The organism is Photobacterium lutimaris (genome assembly GCF_003025555.1).
GTDB classification, from domain to species: Bacteria; Pseudomonadota; Gammaproteobacteria; order Enterobacterales; family Vibrionaceae; genus Photobacterium; species Photobacterium lutimaris.
This window is the reverse complement of record NZ_PYMH01000013.1, coordinates 58,661-72,659: the sequence shown is the minus strand read 5'-3', so window position 1 is coordinate 72,659 and position 13,999 is coordinate 58,661. Positions and strand designations below refer to the sequence as shown.

Here is a 13,999-nt window from a genome sequence, read left to right as displayed (position 1 = left end):
TTTGATATCGGGCTAACTCAATTCTCATGAACTACTCCACACTACAGCTACCAGAAGAACTGATACAAGTTTTGAATGGCACTTGGTCAAACTGGCTTAACAACCCTTCAAAATATGGCATCTCGCAATACTGTCACAACCAAATGCAGCAACATCCCCTTAAAGTAAACAACAAGAGCGTTAGAGGTTAATAGGTTTTACGAGTGAGCAATTAAGTGATCAGTGCGGTATTTAGGTTCCATGTTCAGGTTCGGAATATAGTGTCACCAGTTCCCACCTCCCTCAAACCGACCACGCTAGGTAAGGTTAGCCACCAGCGGTACCACGAGTTTCCTGCACGCATTAACTAAAACAATGAGTTAGTGAATGTGGTCAAATAATGCGCTATCATGTAGGAAAACCTATTTCCTACATATATTTATGACCGAAGAATTTAAGTGGGTGTTCAACCCGCCCAAGCTAAAACAAGTTAAGCAACCTGATACGATTTCACTCGATGATTTTGACAGCCTCATAGACAGGCTAGATAACGAAGGGGTCGATCCCCTGATCGCATCACGTAACCAAGCAATGCTTTGGACTACGCTAGGGTCTGGATTTAGGGCGATTGAAGTATCTAGCTGGATGATAAAGGAGGCTCTATATCCAAACGGGGACCTAATGAAGCTCACTCGCATTGCTTCGAGCGGTACAAAGGGATCAAAGTCTATCTTAGCTCCCGTGATCATTGATAAGGAGCGCTATTACATTGATAGATGGTTAGATCTTCGGGTCAAACACAGAATAGGCATGAATTTCACAGGAAAGAACCAAGATCTCTATCGCGGGCTTAATCCGAACAGTCGCGTTTTCATGAGCTTTCATCACGGCGATTGGCAGCCGTTCGCCATGCAAACCAAAGTAGTGTCTGGAAAGGAGTACTCTGTTTGTACGTCACTTCAGAACACGATCAAGAAGCTCTATAAAGATTATGGTCACGCTGGATGTAGCAGTCACACAGGGCGTCATACACTGGCTCGTTTGGCATCTAAAGTACTCGGCAATAAACACTCTGACAGTGAGCTACGTGAGATAATCAAGAACTTGCTCCATCATCGCGATATTCGCAGTCAAGCTGAGTACACAGACATTAATTGGAATGACCTCAGAATAAAATCGAAGGGGATGTTTAAATGACAATCGATGAACTTGAGCTGATTAACAAGATCATTAGAGGTCAACGCGAGTCTATTGCATATAAAGCTGCAAAATTAGTACTTGTAGAAGGTCGCTCACAAACCGAGGCGACAGTGATTTTGAACGCCAAAAAGTCTGCGATTCAAAACGGCGTAACAAGATACTCAAATTGGGATGCTGAAATAAAAAACGCATACAAAGTAACCAAATAAACTTGCAGTACACGCCTAGACGTGTACAATTGACGGTGAATTTAGACTTAACGCTTAGGAAACTGGGCTGCTTAGCTTGGCCCCGGCAAATAGGAAAAATCTAATGGAAAACTTAAATTTCCAAAAAATGTTTCCGGTTTCATCTATTCCTTACGATTAACATTGTATATTTACCATAATCACTTGGAGTAAAAATGAAAAAAATAATAATCACAGCACTTGGCCTCTTTAGTTTAACTGCTTGTACTGATGCAGCAAAAGAAGCAGAGACAGACAAAATACAGCAGAGTTTTAAGCAAATCCAAACTCGACTCAATGAACATAAGCAGTATTTGAACGATCAAAGAGACATGCATGCAAAGCTAGGTCAAATACTTGACCCAGATGGAGAAACGGTTCAAATGTGGAACCAAGCTATGGCGAATTGCGAGAACAAAGATACAGAGCAGTGCAACGAGCTAAACGAAGCAATGGCAGGTTTCCGAGTGGCGGTTAGTGAACATGCCTCATCGATGCTTGAATCAATGAATGCATTCGATTCTGCCAATAACGATTGAATTCTTTAACGTGGGAAACTGGCTGGGTGGCGCGCCACCTGCGAATAGGGAAAAGAGATGCAACTATCTATAAATGGAACATCCAAACGTGATCTGTGGATCTTCACAGTAGGGCTAGCAATCGCTTGCTTTATACAAATAATTTTTGCTACATCTGGTTTTCAAGGGATCTTTACCGAACCATATCTAATTGCTATCGCGCTAGTGCTGGCAATCCGACCTGCTAATGCGCTCTTCTATGGTGCTTTTTTCGCTATGGCATTTTTCGTTGCACTATTTTTCAAGATCCTAGCAAGTGACCTCGCTCCCACCAGCCTAAATATTCAGGTATCGGTAACAGGACTCATAGCGACATATTGTTTAAGCATGAAGTTCATTAAAGAGATGCGGATGAGGTATTTCTCAGCCGTGCCGGTCATAGTTTTGGGTTCGGTAGCCGTACTTTCGGCTCTCAAAAACGTTTTTCAACAATTTAGTGCAATGTAGGAAACATCACTTATGGAATTTGATATTAAAAATCTTAAACACTGGCAGCTGGTCGAAGATGGTGACCTGGCGGGGTACTACGTTCAGCCTATGCTTGGTATTCAAATGAACAGCACTGCAATGAATCTCATAACTAAAGAAGCTGATGCGGAGCGCATCCAGTTAGAAAAGCGAGGCCATAAGGTAGCGGTGATTCAGCCTAAAGGTGATGGCAATACCTACGCCCAAGCTATGGCGAAACTGCTAAAGGAAACAGGTCGTGACAACGATCTAAACCTGCTTAAGCACATGTAGGAAACTGATCACTCGTCTAATTTGATAAATGAGATCGCAATCCCAATGAATATTGAGTTTAAAAGTAGAATTTTTGCGGTGACAATGGCATTACTAATGATGTTGCCAGTTATATTGTTAGCTTTTGTTTTAGACCTACCATATAAATTTCTGCAATGGGAAATAATCACCGCGTTTGTGTGTTTTTTAGCTATTGTTTGTTTAGTTGTGGATTGGGCTCTGAGTCGAAGACGTTTCGAGAACAAGGAACAGTAGGCTTGGATAACTGGTTCGTTGAGTTAAACACAATTGATATAGACAAAATCAACATTGATAACGATAAAAGTTATAAATAATCATCAAGGAAAAATCACTCTCTTATTGATTTAAGTGTGGTGTTCTACTCCTTAATGCGTTGGGCTTTGCTCCTCGAAGTGTTGGGGAGCACCCTGAGAACTACCACAAAATTTAAGGGACTCCATGGCCGGACAGAACCGGGACTGAAGCCATAAAAGAGAAAATAAATTCCGCATTTACCGAAAAAGCGAAAGGACAGCATTGAAAAGAGGTTCAGCATTCCGCATTAACTGGATTTTCGAAAGTGGCCACCATTGATGTATGGCGTCTGAGCGGGACTGAAGCCACAAAAGAGGAAAATAAATTCCGCATTTACCGAAAAAGCGAAAGGACAGCATTGAAAAGAGGTTCAGCATTCCGCATTAACTGGATTTTCGAAAGTGGCCACCATTGATGTATGGCTTCTGAGCGGGACTATTCCGTTGACGTGCCTACAGAAATCACAGGGCCTTTATGACATGAGTAAGAGGCAAGCAAGAAGATTAAGTACACTGATATCATCTCAGAATGACAGTAACTACGTATGGGAAATGGAAAACATGGAAGCTGCGTATTCAAGAAGAAAAACCTTGTGCAGCTATTCTCATTTTTCGGGGCGATACTTTTATTTTCAAGCTTGATTGGCCGTTAATGCCTAGTTGGAGCAAAACCTATTTCATCTATCAGAGTCTGTTAGTTCGATGAACACTGGCAAAGAAAAGAAAAGGGGAGGGGAGGGGATTCTAATCCCCAACAGATGCTGTTTTCTTTGGGCCTGGTTCTATGTGTTCAACATCAGCCACTTTAGTTTCCGTTTCAGGCGGGTGACCAATCAATATTTCGTAAACCTCTCTATAAGCAGTCGCTAGCAGCCCGTCTCGGTCGGATTTGTCGGCTGACCAAAACAAGAACAACACAGTAGCACTTACAATTACTAGGCCTGCCGCGTAGCCAGCAAAGCCACCAACAAGCCAATTACATAACCTTCTGAACCAATGGGAATTATGCGCTTGAGCTGCTTTCATGACATACTTGGGTAACGCCTTTTCAACACCAGCTGCAATTTCAGCAGGAATTTCATTTCTTTTGTTGATGAGTTTAGTTTTCTCAGCCTTGAGTTGCTGGATGGCGCGGTCGTGCTCTTGCTTACGCTCACTTTCCTTTCTTGCATAGTCAGCATTGATATTTTTTATAGACTCCTGGATAGAGTCATAGACAATACCAACTGCCTCTTTAAGATAGCTATCTTGCATTCTGTCCGAATGAAGCACTTGATTGTGGAAGTCCTTAAGAGATGCTTCAACTTCATCTTCCAGCTTGTCTTCGGCTCTCAATCGCTCAGCAAGGCGGTCCTTTTCAACCTTATATAGCGCATAGGCAATTAAGCCTTCAACGTGCCTGTCACCCTTGACCAGCTCTCTGAATACCCAACGCTTATCAGTCAAAAGATTGCCCCATAAACAAAAACCCCAAAATCAATGAAGAAATTGGGGTTATTTTAACATGTTTGAGAAACCGATTGCAGGCCCTAATTAAATTTAGAGATTTGCCACCTTAATAAAGGAATTAGCAAAGCGCTTAAATGTTTCGCGCATTGGTGCTGTGATAGAGCGCGACTCAGTGTTAGTGATGCTAACATTCTGCAGTGACGCTCCAATAATTTCTAGTGCACGCTCTTCAGTGATCGCGATAGGGCGAATACCATTGCGTTGTTTGTCTTTCTTCGCTGTCATAGCACCCTCCTTAACTCGTCCGTTCTATGGGTGGCGAATAATACAGCAGCTACAGTTCCCTGTCCAGCTACAACCTTACTATACGAATTGCACAAAAAACTGTCCAATTATTATTCACACTCACCAGTCCTACAGATAGTGCAAATTAGAACAATAGGCACATTATGTAGTAGTTTATAGCCACTTGTAGCCCACTATGTACCAAAATTAGCTTAGCGAAAAAGTTGCAATTATTTTTTAAAGGGGGCTAGAAAGTGTTGTGAGCTATTAATACAGTAGGTGATTTGCAATCACCTACTGTATTAGCTTAGAAAAACTTGGTTTAAGCCGACCAACGAACACTAACATTTGACGATTGGCAATTCTGACCACTGCGTTAAATAGCGTGGAGACAGCTTATCCCGCTTCATTCCCCAATTTGAACGCTGCTTAGGACTCCCTTGCGCCGCCAAGAACACGCTGTCAGTCCCATATTGAGTATTGAGCTTATCAAATACTTTCATGAGCTTGTCGTTCGACACAGGCGCAAATAAGTCAGTTTGAGCGTGCGTGGCAGAAGATAAGTCCAGTAAGCCAACTCCTACCTTATTGAATGCCACTCCCCGCATAAAAAGATCATCAAGCATTTCGTTGACGTGCCTGCAAATTACAGTGGCATCATCGGTGGGGTAACTTAATTGAACAAGTTGGCGCCGGTACACTGGCTTGTCATCGAAAGATGAGGTTTGAGCGAATGCAGTGATCACTTTAACTAGTGACTTTTGCTCTCTTAGTTTTCTCGACGCGATTACTGCATGATTTGCTAACGCCTGGGACAGTAACTCTCTTTCAGTTATCCGTTTTTTAAAGGTACGGCTTGAGAATATCTGTACTTTATCTGCGCGAGTCGTTCCCCACGGCCTAGCCTTCTCCCCCCGCAACTCTCTCACAACCCTTTCAACTTCAACCGAAAAATTCTTTCTGACTTTGGTTATATCCATAGTGGCAAGGTCAAGCGCTGTATGTACGCCCATAAACTCCAACCGCTTCGCTAGCTTTCTACCGATACCCCAAACCTTTCCGCAAGGCACCCTCGGTAGTGCCTCTTTAATTTGATCTGTAGTTATAAGCACATGAACGCCAGTTTTTTTGTCTAACTTCGCAACTTGATTGGCTAATTTGGCAAGAGTCAATGTCTTTCCAAAACCACAACATACCGGTATCCTGCAGTTACGCCACACAGTATTTCTTATCAATTTTCCTTCGTCATGCCAGTCTGTTTTTTCACTATCTTTGTATCTCAAAAATTTCTCGTCAATCGAGTAAACATACCCTTCCGGGGCAAACTGACCGATGGTTTGCATCATGCGTTCGCTGATCTCGTAGTACAATTCGAAGTTAGAGCTTTGAAAAATAATGTTTTTCTGCTCAACAATGGCTTCGAACTCAAAGAAAGGTCGAAATTTCTTAACATACTGTTGTGCTAAGCTGTTCGCTGCAACAATGATTCCATCATTTGGCGATAAAACTATCAATGGCTTGCCTCGATAGCTGGGCTGGTAGGCCTGTTCAGCTGATGCGTAGAAGGAATTAGCATCGACTAAAGCATATACCATACTTTTAACCTATTGAGGGAAGTGACGGAATGCTCCGGTGACACCGGATACTACGAGTAACGACAGCCTCAAACAATATGGACTCTTCACTGGTCAGGGGGATACGAGTCTTATCGTCATAAATTACACGGTTGATCTCATCGTACTGTCGGCAATAGAATTCACCGGCCATAACAACAAGTACGATGTCACCATGCTCCGCTGTTAAACTTCGGTCTATCAGCAAAATGTCATTGGCGTGTATGCCAGCTCGACGCATGTTATTGCCCTTAGCCCTAGCTATGAATGTTGAAGAAACATGGTCAATAAGCAACTGATCTAGCGACAATCCATTCTCTTTGTAGTCGGCTGCTACATTGCCGAAGCCTGTCATGATACCCGAAATCATAATATCGAACCCAAAATACTGTATATAAACACAGTATAAATCAAGCATTCAATTACAGCTATATGCAACGTACTGTAAATGCATTTATTGTCCGGTGCCTTATTGCTTTTGGGGGTTCCTAAACAACACAAAGCAAGGTATTACGCTCGATATAACAGGTAGTTAGTAACGTAGGATGAGGCAGAGACAAAGAAGCACATTCCAAGTAATTGATTTCCGAGTCGTCTAGGTTAAAGCGATGATGTGGGGGGGTAAAAAGGCTCGAAAAGGTCATGGAAACGCCCAAACTCTTCGCATACTGCATATATACAGCAAACGCTATCAAATGAGATGATGATGATTGACGCTAAAGATGCACTAGAGAAAATGCCAACCGATGAACTGGATGAGATAATTGAGTTATCGACCTTAATTTGCGATCTCCACGCAATAGATAAGGAGCTGGGTAGTGACAAAATTGCATCAAAGCATTTAGCAAGCCTAACCGAGTTTAAGTGCTATCTAAAACGAAGTAGGCATACAAATCTGAGTAAGATTATTCGATTACAGAAGCTCTATTACCGGTTAAAACTCAGTGAAAACACGTTCTCAAAATCCGTATCATTCTTGCAGTTAATGAACCTTGATAGCATGACTGCAAAGCAAGCCACAAACCTAAGTCGACTAATGAGCGAGCAAGACCAAGATAACCACATGATCGATATAGTGTGTGCAGAATCAAGCATTATGAGTCGCCTTCCAGTCTTAGCACTTCTTACGGTTGTTGCTGTTACTTGCGGGGCGGTAATGGAACTGTATGCATTTTTATTTATGTAACACTACCGCCAAGACAAGCGAAGCTCCCCCGGCCATGCCGGGGGAAGGCTAACTAAGCCATTGCTTTTTGGAAACGCTCTGCTGCTAATACTGCCCGGGCCTGTAGCACCAGCGGAATAATCAGCTGATCCTCAAAACCATAATCACATTCATTGGTGTTGTAGCCAACGTTGATATCTGGCACATCTAAGCCCGTTAGCCGACAATAGGCAACGACAGAATCAAGGAACTGAACAGCCACTGGTAGTAATGTGTAATCAGGCGTACGAAACAACACATCCCAACACAAGGCCGTAACTCCAGGATGGCAGTCATCAAAGACCTCCTCGACCTTATACCAGCTTACATCATCAATACTATCCATAATGTCTTCAACACCTTCCTTGGTGATAGCGAAGTAGCTTAACGAAATAGCTGCGTCACGGTTACAACGGTCTAATAGCTGCTGTGTTAGAGATAGGTTTTTCATCTGCTTATTTCCTTTTTTATCAGTGATACCGTAACTAACGCTCAACAAAACCGAAAAATAAGTCCGTGGAGAAAAAAATTAAAAATAATTTTATATGGGGGACAAAAAGGAGCGGAAAAGTTAACGCAACATTCAAGGGTGGGCAGATTAATTAACTGATACTTACTCTCGAAGTCAGGCCGACATTTACGGGTCAGCCAATGAATTTACTCTCAAACTAACTAAATTTTTGTCATAAGGATTCAAATGAAGAAATTCATACTAGCCAATCTGGTTTTTGCAGCAATCACCGCCCACGCATCTACCGAATCAACCGTTACTTACGAAGAATACACAGTAGCAATCAAGTCTAGTGACTTTTCCTCTTACCAATACATGGCTCCTAAAATTGACCGCTATTCCACTACAAAGGTAGATATTGGGGGACGTGAGTTTGTCAATCCAAGCTACGCACTGTGGTCCAACGGAGAGAACCCAACCTACTCGATTGTCGGGGCCGGTGAAGCCGATAAGTTCCTAATTGCGGTAAGTAACGACGGATGCCAGGTCACCAAAACCATCACTCTAGCCCAAAGTGAGCATGAAATTTGTAACGTGTCTATTGAGTTCCAGCCAACCGGCACCGTGGCAGAATTAGAACGCTAGCTTGGTGGTAAGAAAGAAAATTTTTGCTTACGAATCTGGTTGGTAGTTGAATGTGGGAAACTGATGGCTGATATAGAAATCAACATCGATGTAGCACTCTTTGCTCCGTCGATAGACCTAACACTCTTAGACATGATCAAGACAGGTGGTTTTCTTTGGCCGCAAGGCGCAACATGCGTAACGCAAGAATGCGACGGTGAGCTACTTTGGTGGTCAGCTAGTGTTACTGATGTACAAATTGCCCGAAAAGAAGCTGATTTGGCTGAGGGATTGATGCCACTTATTGGGCTCGGCTCTCAATTAAACGCAAATTACTATGAAAAAGGACGAGCAAGCATTCGTGGCTAAAGATTGGCAATCAGCAGTTGTTACTTTAGAGCAGTTTTTAGGAATCGAAGGATAAAAAATCTATGACACCTGTGATGACTAAATCGGCAATGTACGATTGTGCATTTGTACTAGTTGATATAGAAAACATCAGCAGCATTGAGTACGAACAAGCGATAGAAATCGCTTGTTGTCATTCCAATAACATAAATGTTAGCACTTACGGTGATGCTAAACACAAACCCGATGTAAAAGGCGGGTATAAGAATGTTAGACATGTTGAGTGCACTTATAAAGGAAAGAACTCTGCAGATATAGCTCTGTCATTACAAGCCCTAGAACTGGGTCTTAGTGAGAAAGTGCCATGTATAATAATTGTATCAAGTGATAGTGACTTCTCAATCGTAGCCACAAAACTTCGCGCCATTGGTGTCGATGTATACGGTGTTGGCTCAGCGCACACTAAGCCCCACTATGTAGAAACACTTAACCTTTATTACAATGTTACTAAACAAAAATCGACGTTCAAATCAAAAAAAATGATTAATATTTTTGGCCGTAGGAAATCCCTATGTACGCAAGTGTTTAGTAGCTACCAAAAGATAAATAGAAGCAATACACCAAGTTGGGTTGAGTTAGAACTAATAGAAAAAAGACTAAGAAAAACCGAACCTAATTTCTGTCCCAGTTTCTTTGGTGCAAAAAGCTTAGACACATTGATACGAAGCATGGAGCGATTCGATATATGCAAGTTGAATGGCAAGCTTCGAATTAAACCTTATCCACATGGTCTTTTTTGAATCAGATTAACCATTCTTAATATTGGAAAATACTCATGTTGAACAAAGAAGCAGTAATTACGACTAATGGCCAAGCTCAGACGGAAGCTCAAACTGTGCGAGTTGCCTTAGAAAGTTTATCAAGCAGTCCGAACGATGAAGCTTGGACAGTCACGACCAATACCGATGATATCAAAAAAGTAGAACCTGCGATTGGTGATGCCATTATTACCAATGCCAATTCAAAATTTAAACTCAAGGTGTGAGTATAAATATGATTGATAGGTTATTTAATAAACTAGGGTATGTAAAAAAATCAGGAATAAATGATCAGCTCAATTTTTCTCAAAACATCGCTAAACGATTGGATGAACATAGAGAGGATTTTGAATTTTTAGTAAGCCAAACTGAACTCTGCAAGCATAAAGAGTGGGAGCTCCTGGTGGGGCATCTTGCCACTCAAGATGATTACTTTATGCGGCTATATTACATGGTAAATAGATCATTCCCACCTGTGAAAAAGAGAACAATGCGATACGGTCATGTACGCCCTAGACCAACTCAATTCGGTGCATGTGGCCTGCCTGAGTATTGTGAAACACTTGAGCACGAATGCTGACTAAAAATAGTGCCGGAGTATTGACTTTGACTTTGGCTGAAACATACAGTTTAAATTCTAGGTAGGAAACGTTCACAGTTTTCTAAAAACTATCGTGATAGGAAATTTAGAATGGAAAAAATTGAAATTGGAGAATTTGAAAAGTCTTGTCTCTTGGCTGCGATTCAAGGCTATACGACTAACGGAATGCAAGCGAAAGAAGCAAGTCGAGAGGCCGTTGAATTAGTTCGTTGTCTCTCTAAAGAGTTAATTCTAGATGACGAAATTTTAGCTATTGATTACTTGAACAAAGTACAGCAGTTTGAGTCAAGAATAGGTCGGAGTTTGGATGATAACGAAAAGTATCACATTCGAAAGGCGCTTAATGATGATATGTCCATTGATGACATCTTAGCGAATAACCACAATTATCAGTAAAATAGGAAACGTATGGAACGGGAAATTACAATACAAGGTACACAAGTTATCTATCATGCTTTCAAGCATGACCCAAGTGAACGCAAGGTTGACTTCACTAGGCATTTAGAGCTGATTACATCAACTATCTGTGACTTGGTACTCACAGGGAAGCCGCGCTTCATTGGCATAGAAGGCCAATCGGGTTCTGGAAAGTCAGGACTAGCCAAAGTGTTAAAAGATGATGGTGTTAATGTCATCGTCATTGATGTATGCGCTTTGAGAGATAAGACTTCACAGCCCACCGATATATCTGATTACTTTGGTGATGGTAAAGTCACGATCGTTATCGATGAGCTAGGCTTTGCCGATTGCAATTGTTACCCATTGATCAATAAACACCTTGATCAAGGTGGCACTGTGGTTGCTTTGGTTCAATCAAAGATGGATGTTGATTTAGAACCTGAGTTTAAATGGTTATCAATGGATAGAAATGGCATTAGAGCCTTGTAGGAAACATATATGGAAATAGTTCTGCAAGAGCATGGTTCAGATAGAATTTCTCCTATGGATATCACTTTGGCCGTGGTGCAGATATTGAGTGATCGGGATAAGAGTATAGCTGTTCTAGAAATAGATGATGACAACGACAATCTATTCTGCACTACTAGAGATGACGGTGAGTTATACCATAACGAGTATCTGCAAATTCGATTAGATAAAGATTTTTACAAAGACGCGCCCGTTTACTTTATCGAGATTTTTGAGCGTCAACACAGCGGCGGTGACATCTCTCAGCGTGAACTCTTCGAGTTTTTTCCTAATGAAATAGAGCATAACTTGCTGTGCATTTGTGATGCGTATACTGACTACTTCGGGTAAAGGTGAAGTCTCCATTAACGATATTGGAAACTAAAAGGAATCGAGAAAATATGAGTTCAACACATCACTTGTACTGTCCACAGACAAACGAAGCTGTAGCTTTACTGCGTTCTGGTGGAGACGGGTTATCCCCAGATGGTGACTACTCCAATCAAGCACTATTTTTATTTCTTGCTTATCACAATGCCCTTAATCTCAAAGAGTGCACGTTTGAAATGCGAGTAGTTACTGGTGGTGGAAAGTTTGAAAACGCTCATTTGGTATCGAGTCTTTATGAGCTAGATGATAAACGCGACGAACTTGAAGGGTTAGAAGATGACCCATGGTTCATCTTGCTTTGGGAAAAGAATTGCGTCGAGCTCTTAGCCCGTAATGCGGAGCTTGCTGACAATCTTTCTGCCTATAATTTTGGGGCTCACGCCCTAGTCACTGCGTGATGGGAAACATCATGACATGGAATAGAATTGTTAACCAACAGGTAACTATCGGAATCTTAGTGCTAACAATGCTGATGGGTTGCGATCTAGCTAGTTCTAAATTGGACACAGTTCCTTATGAGCCCAAGTGTGACCGTGAGGATCTAATGAGCGTCCTTAAACAAACGTCAGTTACCGTTGAACAATGCGGTACTTTCAGAGCAACTGAAGCATGCTTGCTGTTTGATGAACAAGTGGCAGTAATTCAACTATCAGTCGAACAGTGCGACCTTGATGACGTGACACTAGCCCTTATGTCCGGCTTCATTGACGGACTCAACCTCAGTAAAGAACCAAAGTAGGAAACTGGGATGGTGGCCGTGGACATCACCGTAAAGGGAGGTGTTATGAACTGGTTGAAAAAGCACTATGAGGCGTGGTTACTTTTACGTGCAGCGAAGATTTTAAATAGGAATGTCGAACGATCACCGGTTATCAATCGCCGTGATAACAACTATCTATTCGAAGCTGAATTTGAGCTGAGAGCTATAGCAAAGCGGATTAAATCTGAGTATACCGAAGCTTAGAAAGTTGGGGTGATGGCGCGTCCTCCAGTAGTAGTTAGCCAGGGCCAGATGAACAATAAAATGACCGGTTCGGCGTTGCCACCGGCTAATAGGAAAAATATGAGTAAAATTTTTTGCCAGTGCGATAAGTGTAAACGCGATCTCTGGGTTGGTGAAACGATGGTCACGCTAACTAAAAATAAAGAAAAAATTGAAAGTGAATCATGCGTACAGCCTCTTAGCGTAAAAATCCTTGGTACATGGTGTGAAAGCTGTGCAAGCAAGTTAACCAAGCAGTGAGGGCATGAATAAATTAGATCATTTATCAATGAACAATCCTAAATATGGACTGTCTGGAGTATGAAACGCTCCCTCGCGGCAAGTTTTTCAAGGGCAAAAAAAAGCAGGCAAACCTTTTATGGTCATTGATGAAGGCTGGAGAGTCACGGCAAATACCGATGATATCAAAAGTGCAGATCCTGCGATTGATGACTAAAGATAGTACCGGAGTAATGACTTTGACTTAGGCAGTAACATATATTTAAAATTATAGGTAGGAAATTATGAACAATATGGGCTTCATAATCACAACCAAAATGAAATTGGACGCCTTTGGAATAAAGTGGCTCCCTATATCATTAAGGCGCTTCTGGGCAACGTCTGGTGGTTGGTTTTGGATGCCTTGTCCCGTTTGTGGGCATGAATTTGGTGGTCACGAGAGCAGCTGCGTCACAATTCCAAAGTGCCTAGTAAATGAACTTCCCAGCCAAGAAGAGTTAAACGAGAAGATTAGGTCGGATGGGATAGCAGGCAGTGTCAGGGACTTAATTTGCTCAAGTTGCGCTATTAAGTTAATCACTAACAATGATGCTCGTTTGAGCGATACGCGAGACTAAAGTAACTTACTAACATTGGAATTTGGCAATTTTTTACCAGCCACAACTGTTTGGTTCAGTGATCCCCAAGAACAGAACAGCGCAGAAAACTAAACGAATGGGGGGTGTTTTGGATTTTGGTAAACATATGATTAACATAATTATGGCTCTATCAGTGGCCTACCTTTACTGTTCATTCAGCTATGCAGTTTCGCTGCATACCAATGGACTCAAATTCTCGGAAATAAGCCAGCCTAAAAAGCTTCTTTTTATAGCCTCCTTGCCTGCATTGCTTATAAGGAAGGCTTTAGCTGGTATAGTTGGAAATGAAGCGGCTATAAATATCATGATGGTAATCGCGTTCTGCGTAACATTATGGGTAGCGGTTGCAAACTTTGTTAGAATTGCTGTGGGGTAATCCGCTAAACCTTCTACCTCTTACCTACAACGTCT

The 13,999-nt window shown here is 41.9% G+C and carries 23 protein-coding genes; 18 read left to right on the top strand and 5 right to left on the bottom strand.

Annotated elements, in window-relative coordinates:
• Positions 1–420 precede the first annotated feature (420 nt).
• The 5 genes from C9I99_RS21350 to C9I99_RS21330 all read left to right on the top strand — a co-directional run bounded on the left by C9I99_RS21350 (position 421) and on the right by C9I99_RS21330 (position 2,725).
• Complete coding sequence (locus tag C9I99_RS21350) at positions 421–1,176, top strand: site-specific integrase (protein WP_133638279.1); 756 nt, start codon at positions 421–423, stop codon at positions 1,174–1,176.
• The gene (locus C9I99_RS21345; RefSeq protein WP_107350862.1) at positions 1,173–1,388 is read left to right on the top strand and encodes a hypothetical protein; all 216 of its coding nucleotides are present in this window, start codon (positions 1,173–1,175) and stop codon (positions 1,386–1,388) included. The genes C9I99_RS21350 and C9I99_RS21345 overlap by 4 nt, the downstream gene beginning before the upstream one ends.
• A 194-nt stretch (positions 1,389–1,582) precedes the next feature.
• Positions 1,583–1,945, top strand: coding sequence for a hypothetical protein (locus tag C9I99_RS21340; RefSeq protein WP_107350861.1), 363 nt, complete (start codon positions 1,583–1,585; stop codon positions 1,943–1,945).
• Positions 1,946–2,002: 57 nt separating this feature from the next.
• A complete protein-coding gene (locus C9I99_RS21335) occupies positions 2,003–2,431 on the top strand; it encodes a hypothetical protein (RefSeq protein WP_107350860.1) in 429 nt (142 codons plus the stop codon).
• Positions 2,432–2,443: 12 nt separating this feature from the next.
• Positions 2,444–2,725: a hypothetical protein gene (locus C9I99_RS21330; RefSeq protein WP_107350859.1), complete on the top strand. Its 282-nt coding sequence runs from the start codon at positions 2,444–2,446 to the stop codon at positions 2,723–2,725.
• A 1,058-nt stretch (positions 2,726–3,783) separates the two neighbouring features.
• Here the strand turns inward: C9I99_RS21330 and C9I99_RS21320 are convergent.
• From C9I99_RS21320 to C9I99_RS21305, 4 genes are all read right to left on the bottom strand, one after another.
• Positions 3,784–4,485: a hypothetical protein gene (locus C9I99_RS21320; protein ID WP_107350857.1), complete on the bottom strand. Its 702-nt coding sequence runs from the start codon at positions 4,483–4,485 to the stop codon at positions 3,784–3,786.
• Between the two features lie 93 nt (positions 4,486–4,578).
• Complete coding sequence (locus C9I99_RS21315) at positions 4,579–4,773, bottom strand: hypothetical protein (RefSeq protein ID WP_107350856.1); 195 nt, start codon at positions 4,771–4,773, stop codon at positions 4,579–4,581.
• Between the two features lie 341 nt (positions 4,774–5,114).
• The gene (locus C9I99_RS21310; protein WP_107350855.1) at positions 5,115–6,368 is read right to left on the bottom strand and encodes a Y-family DNA polymerase; all 1,254 of its coding nucleotides are present in this window, start codon (positions 6,366–6,368) and stop codon (positions 5,115–5,117) included.
• A gap of 4 nt (positions 6,369–6,372) precedes the next feature.
• Positions 6,373–6,756, bottom strand: a complete 384-nt coding sequence (locus tag C9I99_RS21305; RefSeq protein ID WP_166645499.1) for a S24 family peptidase — start codon at positions 6,754–6,756, stop codon at positions 6,373–6,375.
• 336 nt (positions 6,757–7,092) lie between these two features.
• Here C9I99_RS21305 and C9I99_RS21300 point away from each other — a divergent pair, with 336 nt between their 5' ends.
• Positions 7,093–7,572, top strand: a complete 480-nt coding sequence (locus tag C9I99_RS21300; RefSeq protein ID WP_107350853.1) for a hypothetical protein — start codon at positions 7,093–7,095, stop codon at positions 7,570–7,572.
• 52 nt (positions 7,573–7,624) lie between these two features.
• On the opposite strand, the gene C9I99_RS21295 is transcribed toward C9I99_RS21300, so the two are convergent.
• A complete protein-coding gene (locus tag C9I99_RS21295) occupies positions 7,625–8,041 on the bottom strand; it encodes a hypothetical protein (protein ID WP_107350852.1) in 417 nt (138 codons plus the stop codon).
• 246 nt (positions 8,042–8,287) lie between these two features.
• Here C9I99_RS21295 and C9I99_RS21290 point away from each other — a divergent pair, with 246 nt between their 5' ends.
• The 12 genes from C9I99_RS21290 (at position 8,288) to C9I99_RS21220 (ending at position 13,964) form a co-directional block, all read left to right on the top strand.
• Positions 8,288–8,686 (top strand): hypothetical protein, encoded by a 399-nt coding sequence (locus C9I99_RS21290; RefSeq protein WP_107350851.1) that lies wholly within the window; start codon positions 8,288–8,290, stop codon positions 8,684–8,686.
• Positions 8,687–8,749: 63 nt separating this feature from the next.
• Positions 8,750–9,034 carry a hypothetical protein gene (locus C9I99_RS21285; protein WP_243734679.1) on the top strand — a complete coding sequence of 95 codons (285 nt, stop codon included), beginning with the start codon at positions 8,750–8,752 and terminating at the stop codon, positions 9,032–9,034.
• A gap of 62 nt (positions 9,035–9,096) precedes the next feature.
• Positions 9,097–9,813, top strand: a complete 717-nt coding sequence (locus tag C9I99_RS21280; protein ID WP_107350850.1) for an NYN domain-containing protein — start codon at positions 9,097–9,099, stop codon at positions 9,811–9,813.
• 35 nt (positions 9,814–9,848) lie between these two features.
• Positions 9,849–10,058 carry a hypothetical protein gene (locus C9I99_RS21275; RefSeq protein ID WP_107350849.1) on the top strand — a complete coding sequence of 70 codons (210 nt, stop codon included), beginning with the start codon at positions 9,849–9,851 and terminating at the stop codon, positions 10,056–10,058.
• Between the two features lie 8 nt (positions 10,059–10,066).
• Positions 10,067–10,411 (top strand): hypothetical protein, encoded by a 345-nt coding sequence (locus tag C9I99_RS21270; protein ID WP_107350848.1) that lies wholly within the window; start codon positions 10,067–10,069, stop codon positions 10,409–10,411.
• Between the two features lie 111 nt (positions 10,412–10,522).
• On the top strand, positions 10,523–10,828 hold the full coding sequence (locus C9I99_RS21265; protein ID WP_107350847.1) for a hypothetical protein: 306 nt from the start codon (positions 10,523–10,525) through the stop codon (positions 10,826–10,828).
• Positions 10,829–10,840: 12 nt separating this feature from the next.
• Positions 10,841–11,320 (top strand): hypothetical protein, encoded by a 480-nt coding sequence (locus C9I99_RS21260; RefSeq protein WP_107350846.1) that lies wholly within the window; start codon positions 10,841–10,843, stop codon positions 11,318–11,320.
• A gap of 9 nt (positions 11,321–11,329) precedes the next feature.
• On the top strand, positions 11,330–11,689 hold the full coding sequence (locus C9I99_RS21255; protein ID WP_107350845.1) for a hypothetical protein: 360 nt from the start codon (positions 11,330–11,332) through the stop codon (positions 11,687–11,689).
• Positions 11,690–11,739: 50 nt separating this feature from the next.
• A complete protein-coding gene (locus C9I99_RS21250) occupies positions 11,740–12,126 on the top strand; it encodes a hypothetical protein (protein WP_107350844.1) in 387 nt (128 codons plus the stop codon).
• An 11-nt stretch (positions 12,127–12,137) separates the two neighbouring features.
• Positions 12,138–12,467, top strand: a complete 330-nt coding sequence (locus C9I99_RS21245; RefSeq protein ID WP_107350843.1) for a hypothetical protein — start codon at positions 12,138–12,140, stop codon at positions 12,465–12,467.
• 45 nt (positions 12,468–12,512) lie between these two features.
• Positions 12,513–12,692 (top strand): hypothetical protein, encoded by a 180-nt coding sequence (locus C9I99_RS21240; protein WP_107350954.1) that lies wholly within the window; start codon positions 12,513–12,515, stop codon positions 12,690–12,692.
• Between the two features lie 984 nt (positions 12,693–13,676).
• Entirely contained in the window at positions 13,677–13,964 is a 288-nt protein-coding gene (locus C9I99_RS21220; protein WP_146151181.1) for a hypothetical protein, read from the top strand.
• Positions 13,965–13,999: the final 35 nt, after the last annotated feature.

Bases quoted from the DNA above. Each gene is read 5' to 3' on its own strand.
- C9I99_RS21350 (WP_133638279.1), top strand. From the start codon at position 421: ATGACCGAAGAATTTAAGTGGGTGTTCAACCCGCCCAAGCTAAAACAA.
- C9I99_RS21345 (WP_107350862.1), top strand. From the start codon at position 1,173: ATGACAATCGATGAACTTGAGCTGATTAACAAGATCATTAGAGGTCAA.
- C9I99_RS21340 (WP_107350861.1), top strand. From the start codon at position 1,583: ATGAAAAAAATAATAATCACAGCACTTGGCCTCTTTAGTTTAACTGCT.
- C9I99_RS21335 (WP_107350860.1), top strand. From the start codon at position 2,003: ATGCAACTATCTATAAATGGAACATCCAAACGTGATCTGTGGATCTTC.
- C9I99_RS21330 (WP_107350859.1), top strand. From the start codon at position 2,444: ATGGAATTTGATATTAAAAATCTTAAACACTGGCAGCTGGTCGAAGAT.
- C9I99_RS21315 (WP_107350856.1), bottom strand. From the start codon at position 4,773: ATGACAGCGAAGAAAGACAAACAACGCAATGGTATTCGCCCTATCGCG.
- C9I99_RS21310 (WP_107350855.1), bottom strand. From the start codon at position 6,368: ATGGTATATGCTTTAGTCGATGCTAATTCCTTCTACGCATCAGCTGAA.
- C9I99_RS21305 (WP_166645499.1), bottom strand. From the start codon at position 6,756: ATGATTTCGGGTATCATGACAGGCTTCGGCAATGTAGCAGCCGACTAC.
- C9I99_RS21300 (WP_107350853.1), top strand. From the start codon at position 7,093: ATGATTGACGCTAAAGATGCACTAGAGAAAATGCCAACCGATGAACTG.
- C9I99_RS21295 (WP_107350852.1), bottom strand. From the start codon at position 8,041: ATGAAAAACCTATCTCTAACACAGCAGCTATTAGACCGTTGTAACCGT.
- C9I99_RS21290 (WP_107350851.1), top strand. From the start codon at position 8,288: ATGAAGAAATTCATACTAGCCAATCTGGTTTTTGCAGCAATCACCGCC.
- C9I99_RS21285 (WP_243734679.1), top strand. From the start codon at position 8,750: ATGGCTGATATAGAAATCAACATCGATGTAGCACTCTTTGCTCCGTCG.
- C9I99_RS21280 (WP_107350850.1), top strand. From the start codon at position 9,097: ATGACACCTGTGATGACTAAATCGGCAATGTACGATTGTGCATTTGTA.
- C9I99_RS21275 (WP_107350849.1), top strand. From the start codon at position 9,849: ATGTTGAACAAAGAAGCAGTAATTACGACTAATGGCCAAGCTCAGACG.
- C9I99_RS21270 (WP_107350848.1), top strand. From the start codon at position 10,067: ATGATTGATAGGTTATTTAATAAACTAGGGTATGTAAAAAAATCAGGA.
- C9I99_RS21265 (WP_107350847.1), top strand. From the start codon at position 10,523: ATGGAAAAAATTGAAATTGGAGAATTTGAAAAGTCTTGTCTCTTGGCT.
- C9I99_RS21260 (WP_107350846.1), top strand. From the start codon at position 10,841: ATGGAACGGGAAATTACAATACAAGGTACACAAGTTATCTATCATGCT.
- C9I99_RS21255 (WP_107350845.1), top strand. From the start codon at position 11,330: ATGGAAATAGTTCTGCAAGAGCATGGTTCAGATAGAATTTCTCCTATG.
- C9I99_RS21250 (WP_107350844.1), top strand. From the start codon at position 11,740: ATGAGTTCAACACATCACTTGTACTGTCCACAGACAAACGAAGCTGTA.
- C9I99_RS21245 (WP_107350843.1), top strand. From the start codon at position 12,138: ATGACATGGAATAGAATTGTTAACCAACAGGTAACTATCGGAATCTTA.
- C9I99_RS21240 (WP_107350954.1), top strand. From the start codon at position 12,513: ATGAACTGGTTGAAAAAGCACTATGAGGCGTGGTTACTTTTACGTGCA.